The sequence below is a fragment of the Selenomonas sp. oral taxon 892 str. F0426 genome, from assembly GCF_000468035.1.
In the GTDB taxonomy this organism is placed as follows: Bacteria; Bacillota; Negativicutes; order Selenomonadales; family Selenomonadaceae; genus Centipeda.
In genome coordinates this window covers 1-11,676 of the sequence record NZ_KI260525.1, presented here as the reverse complement: position 1 = coordinate 11,676, position 11,676 = coordinate 1, and the positions used below count along the sequence as shown (strand labels likewise).

11 protein-coding genes and 1 pseudogene are annotated in these 11,676 nt (G+C 55.8%); all 12 read left to right on the top strand.

The window, feature by feature from the left end; all coding sequences use genetic code 11:
- On the top strand, positions 1–1,876 hold a 1,876-nt coding region (locus tag HMPREF1992_RS02655; protein ID WP_021684273.1), incomplete at its 5' end, for an MBG domain-containing protein.
- Positions 1,877–2,072: 196 nt separating this feature from the next.
- Entirely contained in the window at positions 2,073–3,107 is a 1,035-nt protein-coding gene (gene hrcA / locus HMPREF1992_RS02650; RefSeq protein WP_021684272.1) for a heat-inducible transcriptional repressor HrcA, read from the top strand.
- Positions 3,101–3,676: a nucleotide exchange factor GrpE gene (gene grpE / locus HMPREF1992_RS02645; protein ID WP_021684271.1), complete on the top strand. Its 576-nt coding sequence runs from the start codon at positions 3,101–3,103 to the stop codon at positions 3,674–3,676. Before hrcA ends, grpE begins: the two co-directional genes overlap by 7 nt.
- A gap of 38 nt (positions 3,677–3,714) precedes the next feature.
- Positions 3,715–5,574, top strand: coding sequence for a molecular chaperone DnaK (gene dnaK / locus HMPREF1992_RS02640; protein ID WP_021684270.1), 1,860 nt, complete (start codon positions 3,715–3,717; stop codon positions 5,572–5,574).
- A gap of 9 nt (positions 5,575–5,583) precedes the next feature.
- The gene (dnaJ, locus tag HMPREF1992_RS02635) at positions 5,584–6,729 is read left to right on the top strand and encodes a molecular chaperone DnaJ (RefSeq protein WP_021684269.1); all 1,146 of its coding nucleotides are present in this window, start codon (positions 5,584–5,586) and stop codon (positions 6,727–6,729) included.
- Between the two features lie 131 nt (positions 6,730–6,860).
- The gene (locus tag HMPREF1992_RS02630; protein WP_021684268.1) at positions 6,861–8,411 is read left to right on the top strand and encodes a hypothetical protein; all 1,551 of its coding nucleotides are present in this window, start codon (positions 6,861–6,863) and stop codon (positions 8,409–8,411) included.
- A gap of 15 nt (positions 8,412–8,426) precedes the next feature.
- A complete protein-coding gene (locus HMPREF1992_RS02625; protein WP_021684267.1) occupies positions 8,427–8,795 on the top strand; it encodes a hypothetical protein in 369 nt (122 codons plus the stop codon).
- Between the two features lie 128 nt (positions 8,796–8,923).
- Complete coding sequence (rimP, locus tag HMPREF1992_RS02620; protein ID WP_037358214.1) at positions 8,924–9,373, top strand: ribosome maturation factor RimP; 450 nt, start codon at positions 8,924–8,926, stop codon at positions 9,371–9,373.
- Between the two features lie 14 nt (positions 9,374–9,387).
- Positions 9,388–10,515, top strand: coding sequence for a transcription termination factor NusA (nusA, locus tag HMPREF1992_RS02615; protein ID WP_021684265.1), 1,128 nt, complete (start codon positions 9,388–9,390; stop codon positions 10,513–10,515).
- On the top strand, positions 10,515–10,796 hold the full coding sequence (gene rnpM / locus HMPREF1992_RS02610) for an RNase P modulator RnpM (protein ID WP_021684264.1): 282 nt from the start codon (positions 10,515–10,517) through the stop codon (positions 10,794–10,796). Before nusA ends, rnpM begins: the two co-directional genes overlap by 1 nt.
- Complete coding sequence (locus HMPREF1992_RS02605) at positions 10,793–11,125, top strand: L7Ae/L30e/S12e/Gadd45 family ribosomal protein (RefSeq protein ID WP_021684263.1); 333 nt, start codon at positions 10,793–10,795, stop codon at positions 11,123–11,125. Before rnpM ends, HMPREF1992_RS02605 begins: the two co-directional genes overlap by 4 nt.
- A pseudogene (locus tag HMPREF1992_RS02600) lies at positions 11,125–11,676 on the top strand (translation initiation factor IF-2 N-terminal domain-containing protein); the annotation flags it as partial. The gene HMPREF1992_RS02605 and the pseudogene HMPREF1992_RS02600, both read left to right, overlap by 1 nt.

Genomic DNA, 11,676 nt, shown 5'->3' with positions numbered 1-11,676 from the left:
TTCCTCGGTGACGGAGACGATTGACCCGCGTGCGACCGTCACGACGGATGCAGGTACGGCAGGCCTCAAGACAATGATCAGCAGTGCTGTTTTCGGTGTAGGAAATGCCAATAACTATGATGTTTCCTACGAGGACGGCAGCTTTGTCATCACGCCGCGCGATCTGACACTCTATGCAGGAAGCAAGACGCGCATCTACGGCACGGAGAACAGTACCGCCGTCTATACGGGCGGCACAACGAAGTTCCGCACTGATGCCGCGACGGCGACGACGGGACTCGTGAACGGTGATACCGTTGCCGATGTTACGGAGTCGACGAATGCACTCGTCACCAGCAATGTCGGCACATCGGGACTCAAGACGCAGATCACGAATATGCGCCTCATGGGCAATCGTAAGGCGTCGAACTACAACATTACCTATGTTGATGGCGGCTTCGATATCACGAAGCGTGACCTCTATATTACGGCGGGTGACAAGGAACGTGCCTTTGGTGCGGAGAATGCAACGGCACAATATGTGAACGGTACGCAGCGCATCAATGTCCGTCCGTCTGATGCCACAACGGGGCTTGCAAACGGAGATGCAGTCTCCTCCATTACGGAGACGATTGACCCGATGGCAACCGTTACCGCGGATGCGGGCACCAGCGGACTTTGGACGCGCGCCTCTGCTGCGCAGTTCTCGCAGGGCACGGATGCCAATTACAATATTCTCTATGTGGATGGCAGATTTGCCATCGTTCCGCGTGAAGTCCTCGTGACTGCGGGAAATGTTACACGCGATTACGGCGAGCCGAATCCTGTTGTGACAGAGTACGTGATCGAGCGCGGCGACCGCACCTCGTGGCGTGGCCTCTTGGCGGGCGACGAGGTCAGCGGCATCCGTTCTTACTATGATGCAGCAATCACACCGACGACGCAGGGCGGTTCTTATCCGGGCGTGATCCATATTGATCCGGCGTCTGTTACCGCCGGCTACACGGGTGCCTCGGCGATTTCCAACTATCGTTTCCGCTATGCACCCGGAAAGCTGACGATTCAGATGCGCGGGTTCGATATGAGCACGCCGGAGGGCAGAGCCGTGATCACGAGCACGGGCTCTGTCACACAGGTGACGACAGGGCTTACCGGCGCGGCGGCAAACCGCGTTTTGGGCAGCATTGGTGAGATCAGGGGCGGAGGCGATACGAACGCTGGGGCTTCGACCGGGAACGGATCGGGGGCAGCAGCACAGACCGTTGTTTCTGCGACGGCGAAGCAGGAGCGCTCGTTCGCTGACGGCGTGACGATTCAGATGCCGCAGGATGCGGCACCGACGAATTGGGCAAACCGTGTCGTCGTGATGAATGGCAGCACGCCCGAGGCGCATGATTTCGTCGAGCACAAGGACGGATCGTTCGGGTTTGATCTCGGCAGGACGCGCGGTGACCGCGGGTTCCGTCCTGAGGATCCGGCACACAATACGTCTGAGGCAATCCCTGTGCTCTTTACGGATGGCGGCTCGCGCGACCTTGATGGCATCTATACAGTCAACTATTCACCGGAGAAGCTGGCGATCAAGCCCTCATCGAAGAAGGTTGACATTCCCGATCCAAAGGAAATCCGCAATACGTCTGCGCAGGCACTCAGCTTCCTCTACCAGACGGCGAACGGCTCTTTCGAAGTGACGTTTGGCAATGGCATTGTGACGCTCTATCCGCAGGATGAGCCGGCACTCTCGATCATCACCGCAAAGGAGCGCAAGGCGGAGCGCGCTGTGCTCGCCTCGGGGCTGCTCACCGCGATTGAGGATCTTGGCGTAACTCCTGTGGAGATCCGCGCTGTCTACATCTTCAACGTACTCGATGGGAAGAGTGAAGAGACAACAGCTTAATAACCCATAGAATCACTGATAAATAGTTCAAAAAGAGAGCTTCTGAGTGAAGCTCTCTTTTTCTCTAAAAAACTTTGACTTTTTGTCATTTTGCTCTTGACTTTTTGCTTTTTACCGTGTATATTCAGTATAGATTTTGATTAGCACTCAGTTTTGCAGAGTGCTAACAGACTGTGAAAGGAGAGGAGAGGGGTGAATGTCGGACGATCTGGACGCGCGCAAGAGTCAAATCCTGTGGGCAGTCGTCGATGACTACATCGCATCGGCGGAGCCAGTCGGGTCACGGACACTCGCGCAGAAATATAATCTCGGCATCAGCCCTGCCACAATTCGAAATGAGATGGCAGATCTCGAGATGCTCGGCTATCTGGAGCATCCCCACACATCTGCCGGACGTATTCCCTCATCGAAGGGCTACCGGTTCTACGTCGACGGCTTGCAGCCCATCGCACCTGTGACGGATGCCGAGAAGAAGAAGATTCACGATTGGTACAACCGACGCGTGCGACGCCTCGATGAGGTGTTTCAGGAGACGGCGCGGCTGATCGCGGACGTGACGCACAATGTATCTCTCGTACTCGCACCGCAGGCGGCACAGTCGACATTCCGCATGCTGCAGTTCCTGCCGCTCGATATGACGCATGCGATTGCCGTGCTCATGACGGACGCGGGATTTGTGGAGAACCGCATTGTCGAGATTCCGGACGGTGCAACATACGCAGACTTTCAGCGCATGGCGGGGGCAGTCAATATGGTGCTCTCAGGCAAGACTCTCAGTGATGTGACGAAGACGGATATGCGCCGTGTACGCGATGCGATCGGCGATGAGTCGATCTTCGTTGCTGCCGTGGAGGTCATGCACAGAGCATTGGAGGGACGGTCAGAGGATCGGCTCTACCTCGGCGGTACGGCGCAGCTGCTCGGCAATCCTGAGTTTCAGGATGTTGAGCGTGTCCGGGCGATGCTGCTTGTCCTTGAGAGAGAGGATCTTGTCAAGGATATCCTGCATACACATGCCGGAGAGGGCCTCGAGGTCACGATTGGACGTGAGAACAAGAACAGCACGTTCTGGGACAGCAGCTTTATCACGGCGACCTATCATGTCGACGGCAGGCTGCTCGGAACGATCGCCGTACTCGGGCCGACGCGTATGGAATACGCGAAGGCGATGCGCATATTGGACTATGTAAATACAAATCTGACAGAGATGATCTATCAGCTGAAATGGTAGGAGAGGTGAACAGTTTGCAGGAAAAGGAAGAGATGACTGCAGATGCGACGGCAGAGGCTCCGCTAGTAGAGGAAGTATCCGAAACGGCACCTGCTGATGTGCCTGTGGAGGATGTGCCCGAAGAGGATAATGCAGCTGAACTTGAGGCACAGCTTCAGGAAAAGAATGACCGCATTCTGCGCCTTCAGGCAGACTTTGAGAACTTTCGCCGCCGGACAATGAAGGAGAAGGAGGAACTCGCAGCTGTCATCACGCAGAATCTGCTCACGGACCTCCTGCCGCTGCTTGATAACTTTGAGCGTGCGATGGCGGTGGAACAGACAGATGTGGAGGCTTTTCAAAAGGGCGTGGAGATGATCTTCACGCAGCTGCGCGAGGTCCTCGACAAGCATGGGCTTGAGAATATTGAGGCAGATGGGCAGCTGTTCGATCCGAACATCCATCAGGCGGTCATGCGTGTCGAGAATCCAGATGTGGAGGACGGTACGATCACGCAGGTGCTGCAGAAGGGCTATCAGGCAAAGGGCAGGGTCATTCGCCCCGCCATGGTGCAGGTAGCCGGCAACTAAGCATACAACAACTTAAATGTGTTTTGGAGGAATATAAAATGGCTAAAGTAATTGGTATTGATCTTGGAACGACGAACTCCGTTGTCTCCGTCATGGAGGGCGGCGAGCCCACAGTTATCACGAATCCTGAGGGCAGCCGCATCACGCCGTCTGTCGTGGGCTTTACGAAGGACGGGCAGCGCCTCGTTGGCCGCCTTGCAAAGAACCAGGCAGTCTCGAACCCTGACCGCACAATCTCGTCCATCAAGCGGCATATGGGTGACCCAAACTATCATGTAACGATTGACGGCAAGAACTACACGCCGCCCGAGATCTCTGCGATGATCCTGCAGAAACTCAAGAGCGATGCGGAGGCATACCTCGGCGAGACAGTCTCGCAGGCAGTCATTACCGTTCCGGCATATTTCAACGACAGTCAGCGTCAGGCAACGAAGGACGCGGGCAAGATTGCAGGCCTCGAGGTTCTGCGCATCATCAATGAGCCGACAGCTGCAGCACTCGCCTACGGCCTCGACAAGGATCAGGATGAGACGGTTCTCGTCTTTGACCTTGGCGGCGGTACGTTCGACGTATCCATCCTCGAACTCAGTGAGGGCGTCTTTGAGGTTAAGGCGACGAACGGCGACACGGTTCTCGGCGGCGACGACTTCGACAAGAAGGTCATGGACTGGATGGTCGAGGAGTTCAAGAAGACAAACGGCATCGACCTCTCGCAGGACAAGATGAGTGCACAGCGTCTCATCGAGGCGGCGGAGAAGGCGAAGATCGAGCTCTCCAGCATGAGCCAGACGAATATCAATCTGCCGTTTATCACGGCGGATGCGACCGGCCCGAAGCATCTCGATCTCACGCTCTCGCGTGCAAAATTCGATGAGCTGACGGCAGATCTCGTCGAGCGCACGATGATCCCGACGCGTAAGGCGATGGAAGACGCGGGTCTCTCGGGCAATGATATCGACAAGATCATCCTCGTCGGTGGTTCCTCCCGTATCCCTGCCGTGCAGGAAGCCATCCGCAAGATCCTCGGCAAGGAGCCGTCGAAGGGCGTCAACCCAGATGAGTGTGTCTCCATCGGCGCGGCGATCCAGGGCGGCGTGCTTGTCGGTGAGGTCAAGGACGTCCTGCTCCTCGACGTCACGCCGCTCTCGCTCGGCATCGAGACGCTCGGCGGCGTCTGCACGAAGATCATCGACCGCAATACGACCATCCCGACCTCGAAGAGTCAGGTGTTCTCGACGGCGGCGGACAATCAGCCGGGTGTTGAGATCCACGTTCTGCAGGGCGAGCGCGAGATGGCTGCGGGCAATAAGACGCTCGGCCGCTTCCAGCTTACGGACATCCCGCCCGCACCGCGCGGCGTGCCGCAGATCGAAGTCAAGTTCGACATCGATGCGAACGGCATCGTCAATGTATCGGCGAAGGATCTCGGCACGGGCAAGGAGCAGAAGATTACGATTCAGTCCGACAGCGGCATGAGCAAAGAGGACATTGAGCGCATGGTCAAGGAGGCCGAGTCGCACGCCGCCGAGGACAAGAAGCAGAAGGAAGCCGTCGACGCTCGCAACACGGGTGACTCCCTCGTCTATCAGGCGGAGAAGGCAATCAAGGATCTTGGCGAGAACGCGGATCAGGCGCTTGTCTCCAAGACGCAGGCTGCCATTGACAAGCTGAAGGAAGCCCTCAAAGGCTCGGATATCGAGGCAATCAAGGCGGCGACCGAGGAGGCTCGTCAGCCGCTCTATGAGCTCTCCGCAGCTGCTTATCAGCAGGCGCAGCAGGCAGCGGGTGCGGCAGGCGGTGCTCCGGGGACCGATGCGAATGGGGGCGCACAGAGTGCACCACAGGATGATAACGTCGTCGATGCGGAGTTCACCGAAGTCAAGGATGATAAGAAGTAAGGTGGTATCGTGAGCGAGAAACGCGATTACTACGAAGTCCTAGGGGTCCAAAAGGGTGCCTCGGACGATGAAATCAAAAAGGCATATAAGAAACTCGCGCGCAAATACCACCCCGATCTCAATCGTGACGACCCCAAGACTGCCGAAGAGAAATTCAAGGAGGTCAACGAGGCGTACGATGTGCTGAAGGATCCGCAGAAGAAGGCGGCATACGACCAGTTTGGCCATGATGCCTTCGACCCGCGGCGCGGCGGCTCTGCCGGAGGAAATCCCTTCGGCGGTGCCGGCGGATTCGGCGGCTTCGACATGAACGATATCTTTGATATGTTCGGCATGGGCGGCGGACGTCGTGCGCGCCGACAGGGACCCGAACGCGGTGCTGACTTGCGCTATGATCTCGAGATCTCGTTTGAGGAAGCCGCATTCGGCAAGGAGGTAGAACTCTCCATCCCACGCGAGGAGAACTGCCCAACCTGTGATGGATCGGGCGCAGCAAAGGGCTCGACTGCCGAAACATGTTCGACGTGTCACGGCAGCGGGCAGGAGCAGGTCATGCAGCGGACGATGTTTGGCAGCATGATGACCTCGCGCACGTGCAGCCAGTGCCACGGCACGGGCAAGATCATCAAGAATCCCTGCGGCGACTGCCATGGAACGGGCCGCAAGCGCATTACGAAGACGATCAAGGTCAACATCCCGCGCGGCGTGGACGACGGACAGCGTGTGCGCGTCAGCGGCGGCGGTGAGGCAGGTGTGCGCGGCGGTGCGAATGGCGATCTCTACGTCTACATATTCATCCGTCCGCATGAGCTCTTTCAGCGGCGCGGCAACGACGTCATCATCGAGATCCCCATCACGTTCGTGCAGGCATCGCTTGGCGATACCGTTCAGGTACCGACGCTCGATGGTGCAGTCGATCTCAAGGTGCCTGCGGGCATTCAGACGGGTACGGTGCTGCGTGTTAAGGGCAAGGGAATTCCGAACCTGCGCGGCACGGGGCGCGGCGACGAACACGTCCGCGTCAAGGTCACGACGCCGCAGAAGCTTTCCTCAAAACAGAAGGAACTTCTCAAGGAGTTCGCTGCACTCAGCGGCGATGCAGTGAATCCCGAGCAGAAGAGCTTCACTGAGAAGTTCAAGGATCTCTTTACGTAAAATATTGACGGCTGCGGCTTTCTTGGCCGCAGCCGCTTCTTTGCGTCCGGCGCATTGACATTGTTTCGGACATTTGTTAGGATAAGCCGTATTGAAATTGATGTTGTAAAACGCTTGATGCAGGAGGACTCATGGACAATGTCTACACGTTAGTCAAGCAGTTCTACCTGGCACATGGGCGTGCAAATATCTTCGTTTCACGTACGCGGGTTGAGCGTTATTTGCGGTCAGCGGCATGGCGTGGACGAAGCAATGAGGATCTGTGCACAGATTGGTACTGCATAGAGGATTTTCTCGTTGTGATCCAGCGCAGAGATGACTCGCTTGCGCGGCTCTTTATCCGTATTGATTATCTCGCGCTTTTCTTTCGCTATGCCAAGGTACATATTGACCGTCGTCCCCTAAAACGCCATGTCGAGGATTATTTTGCCCGTATGCGCGCTTTTTTGGTCTATCTTGATGAGACGGGGGAGTACGATGTCGATATCGGCGAATTGGAAGCGGATCTCGAGATGTTTTATATTACGGGACGTTTTCGCTTGCCGGAACATGTTGAATGGGAGGAGATCGAGGGGCTGACGATCGAGGATATCGAGGAGGATGAGCGCATCGAGATGGAGGAGCTGAATATACAGCTCAACGATCTCCTGCATCGCATTGGTGAGTATTTTCGGCGTCCCGCCTATCAGGTAGACATCGGCCGTGCAGCAATGATCTACACGGGCAGCCTCTATGATATGAATGCGTATGAGCACGCGTCCGAGGAGGAAAAGGAGATCTTCTGGCTCCGGTTCTGGGACTACTTCTTCTTCGACTATCACATGATCGCTACCGATGAAACACCAATCGAATACTACAGCGAACATGAGTGGGACAGTCTCAGCTACGATGAGCGCGAGATTATCCGTGACCTCCTGGCGGCGCGTTTTGCCGTGCTGGCTGTGACGGAGGAGTATGAGGATCATGTTGTCTGTCGTGACATCCTGCGTGATGAGGAGGTCATTCTGCCCCATCCTGATATCCCGGGGACGCTCATGAAGAGCATTCTTTTCGGGCACATCTGCGATGAGGGCATGATGATGCTCAACTACATTACGGCGATTCCTGCCAGCAAGCGTCTGCAGCGACGCATCAGCGAGACGCTCCATCGAGAGTATGAACTCTTTCGTATGCAGGCACCTGATGCTGAGATAGACGACTTTCTCGAACGTGAGGCGGCTCTTGTGCGCCATACGATCCATGTGCTCTCGACACTCGCACAGCTCGATGTTCTGCCGCGGCATGCACTGCCAAAAATCATCCGGCGTACGGTGGATGCTCACGTGTACACAGAAGAACTCAGTGTACTCCGAACGATTGCGGAGAAGCTTGGATTTAGCCGTTATGCGCAGCATCTCATGTGTGAGCTCTTCCTCGACTATGCACAGTCAGATCCCATGCGTGCTCAGACGCCAGAAGCTCTGACAGCAGCGATCTTTCTGTTTGCCGAGATCAATAATATTGACCTCACATCCATCACAGAGCTCTACCATGTGTTTGGTTCGGATCAAAAAACGGTGCGTTCAGCACATGAGCGTATGCGCGAGATCGTTGGATGTATTCCCTTTGACCCCCGCTATCTTGGGGAGGAGGGATTTGTCACGATGCTCTACAGCGTCGTTCATGGAACGCTGAAATTTTAGAGAGGGGAGGCTCCTATGGAACAGGACCCACGTGTGCGGCCAATGAGCCGTGAAGAGAATGACGCCTATCGCGGTGTGACGGTAGATGAAAGCGGTGCAGAGCCGCAGGATGAAGGGCAGACGAGTGGTGGCTATGCATACGGCAGCGGAGCGCGCAGCTCCGTGCGCTATGTTCGGATTGGACATACATCGCAGAGTCGTTCGCTTCTCACAAGTCTTGCATGGGCGATTGTTCTTGGGACGCTTCTCGCCTTGTTCATCTTTGTTGCCTTGCCTGCCATCGTCATGGTGATTGTCGGTGTATTCGTGTTTGGTACGCTCATCAGCCTCATTGGACGTGGGCGTATCATGGCGTGGCTCATGCGGAAACTGTATGGCAGATAAGTCTAAGAATGCGAAAAGAGGGGCTTTACAAAGGGCCTATCCTATGTTATACTCAACTAAATTCATTTAAGATCTGGAAAGAGTGGGTGAAAACCCACTCTTTCATTACGTATGAGAAGAGGGAGAGCATGAGCGCAAAGATCGAGGAGCGCGTCGAGGAGATTGTGCACGGTCTCTTGGAGAGTACTCCTGCGTTGGAGTTGGTCGATGTCGAGTACGTGCGCGAGCGCGACTATTATCTGCGTGTCTATATTGACAAGGAGGGCGGCATTGATATCGATGACTGTCAGGCGCTGAGTGAACGCCTTGAGGAGATCCTTGATCGTGAGGACTTCATTCCGGATGCTTATATCCTTGAGGTATCGTCGCCGGGACTTGATCGTGTGCTGCGCAAAAAACGTGATTTCGAGCGTGAACATGGCAAGCAAGTTGATGTGACGCTGTACGCTCCCTTGGATGGAAAGAAACAGTGGACGGGCGCACTCACAGGCTGTGATGGAGAAACCCTGACACTCGACGACAGCATACGAATTCCTATGGAGCAGGTTTCACAGATACGTCTCCATATCGACTTTTAGGGAGGATTTGGGTTTTGGCGAGAAAAATCACAAAGGAGAAGAACGGCGGAAAGGAATTCCTTCAAACGTTGAAGGAACTTGCCTACGAGAAAGGCATCGACGAGGAACTTCTCTTTGAGACCATTGATGCGGCACTGAGTTCGGCATACAAACGCAACTTCAATTCGGCGCAGAACGTCCGTATTGCTCTGTCACGAGAGACAGGGGCATTCCACGTCTTTGCCATCAAGAAGGTTGTCGAGGACCCGGAGAATGACATTGAGTACATTTCTCTTGCACAGGCGCGCGCCATAAACCCGGACTATGAGGTTGGCGATGTGGTCGAGATTGAGATGACCCCTGCGAACTTCGGACGTATCGCTGCACAGACTGCAAAGCAGGTCGTCATGCAGCGTCTTAGAGAGGCTGAGCGCGGGATTGTCTACGATGAGTACATGAACCGCACGTCGGATATCGTGACAGGCATTGTACAGCGTGTCGAGGGGCGCAATGTTTTCGTTGATATCGGGCGTGCCGAGGCGGTGCTCATGGCGACGGAACAGCTGCCGACGGAGGAGTATAACTACGGGGACACACTGCGTGCCTACATCATTGAGGTAAAGCGCACGGCGCGCGGCCCGCAGATCATTCTCTCGCGCACACATCCAGGACTCCTCAAAAAGCTCTTCGAGCTGCAAGTGCCGGAGATACAGGAAGGCGTGGTCGAAATTAAGTCGATTGCGCGTGAGGCCGGCAGCCGCTCAAAGGTTGCTGTTCATTCCACAGAGGAGCGCGTCGATCCGATCGGTGCCTGTGTTGGCCCGCATTATATGCGCGTGCAGGCAGTCGTCGATGAGCTTGCTGGCGAGAAGATTGACATTGTGAAATGGAGTGACGATCCCGCGACCTACATCGCGAATTCGCTCAACCCTGCGAAGGTCATCTCAGTAGCGGTGAACGAGGCCGAAAAAGTTTCGCGCGTCGTTGTGCCGGACTATCAGCTCTCGCTGGCGATCGGCAAGGAGGGGCAGAATGCCCGCCTTGCGGCAAAACTGACGGGCTGGAAGATTGATATCAAGAGCGAGTCACAGGCACAGGAACTCATGGCGGATGATTCTTCCGAGTCCCCAATTTTTGATGAACCTGCTGCAGAGGAGGCATAATGGCACAGACGAGCCAGCCCGAGCGGCTGTGTGTCGGCTGTCGCCAGCTCCATCCGAAGAGCGAACTCGTACGTATTGTGCGCAGCCCAGAGGGGGCGATTGCTGTCGATCCGACAGGCAAGAGTCCGGGACGCGGCTCGTATCTCTGTCCCTCGGCGGAATGCCTCCGACAGGCACGCAGACAAAAAGGCCTTTCATGGTCGTTTAAGGGACGTGTTGACGCATCTGTCTACGATGCGTTGGAGGAAGTTCTCCGACAGTATGAGGGGGGAAGGGGATGAATGCGGCAATGGAGCAGCGCATCATGAATCTCCTCAGTATGGCAGCACGCGCTCGCCGTATCCCATCCGGCGCATTTATGGCGGAGGAAACTCTGAAGCGGAAGCAGGGACAGTTCCTCCTGATTGCGGAAGATGCTTCGGAGGAGACAAAGACAAAATTTACCCGCATGGCCGCACGGATGCATGTGCCGGCAGCGGAGTTACTGACGATGCAGCAGCTTGGGCACTGTCTTGGAAAAGAGTATCGTGCCGTCGCTGTGCTTATAGATAGAGGATTTGCGGACAGGCTCAGCGCCTATTTGCAGGATATACCGACGGGGGTGGATTGATGTCAGAATCGAAATACAGAATCACCGATTTGGCAAAGGAATTCAAGACGGACAAAGATACCATTATTGATATCCTAAAGAGCAAAAACTATAAAGTGAAAAATATGTTCAGCGCAGTCGGTGAAGAAGAGCGCACTGCCGTCAAGGCAGAACTTGGCCGTACGGCAAAGCCTGTGCGAAAGGAGTCTTTGCAGAGCAAATCCCCCGCTCCGCGTGCCTCTGAGCGTCCGGTAAAACGGGAAAAGCATCCTGCGCAGGAGCAGTCTGCGGCTGAAAAACCAGCAGATAATTCTGTCGCTGAGAAAACGACGGAGGCATCTGCAGCGAAGGATGCAAATGCCTCCGAGGAGAAACCCGTGCTGCGTGCGCGCACAAAGGCGCCCGGCATTGTGATCGTGCGTCAGGCCCCTGCAAAGACACGTACAGAGTCGCAGGATCGTCCCCGCTCATCGAGCAGTGCATCCGGGAGTGCGGGCGCTGGGCGTCCCGCGCGCCCCGCTGGCGGCCGTGGCGGTGCACGCCCCGCTGCTCCTGCAGCGGCGATTCCGCCG